Source organism: Empedobacter sp. R750 (assembly GCF_030324345.1).
Lineage (GTDB): Bacteria > Bacteroidota > Bacteroidia > Flavobacteriales > Weeksellaceae > Empedobacter > Empedobacter falsenii_C.
Window position 1 is genome coordinate 1 of the sequence record NZ_JACAGF010000060.1, and the last position, 538, is coordinate 538.

Genomic DNA, 538 nt, shown 5'->3' on the forward strand with positions numbered 1-538 from the left:
TGGATATCCTAACGAAAGTTCCAGAGTAAGAAAAGGTATATAATACTTATCTTACAATTATGAAAGGAATAAAAAATCATTACGATGCTTCATTTAAATTACGAGCAGTAGAATTGAGTTATGAAAGAAGTAATATATCGGAATTAGCAAGGGAACTTGGAATAAAAGCCTCCTTATTATACAAATGGCGCAAAGATTATCAAGAATACGGATCCAATAGTTTTCCAGGAAAAGGTAATTTAAAACTAACGCCAGAACAGGAGCGAATAGTTGAATTAGAAAGAAAGCTTAAAGATGCAGAATTAGAACGTGATATCTTAAAAAAAGCAATCAGCATTTTCTCCAAGAACGGTCGATGAAATATAGATTTATAAAGAATCACGATTGCCAATTTCCGATTGAGAAAATGTGTATTATCTTAAAAATCCACTCCAGCAGCTATTATAAATGGAAAAATAAAGGTTGCTCCAATCGACTTTTGAGAAAAAATTTGATGCTAGATAAAATAAAGTATCTATATTTTAAATTCAAGCAGAGA

Annotated in this window: 1 protein-coding gene; it reads left to right on the forward strand. The window is 30.7% G+C overall.

Annotation, left to right across the window (positions count from 1 at the left end; translation table 11 throughout):
- The first annotated feature begins 59 nt into the window (after window positions 1–59).
- Window positions 60–359, forward strand: a complete 300-nt coding sequence (locus tag HXZ74_RS17170; RefSeq protein WP_125388334.1) for a transposase — start codon at window positions 60–62, stop codon at window positions 357–359.
- Window positions 360–538: the final 179 nt, after the last annotated feature.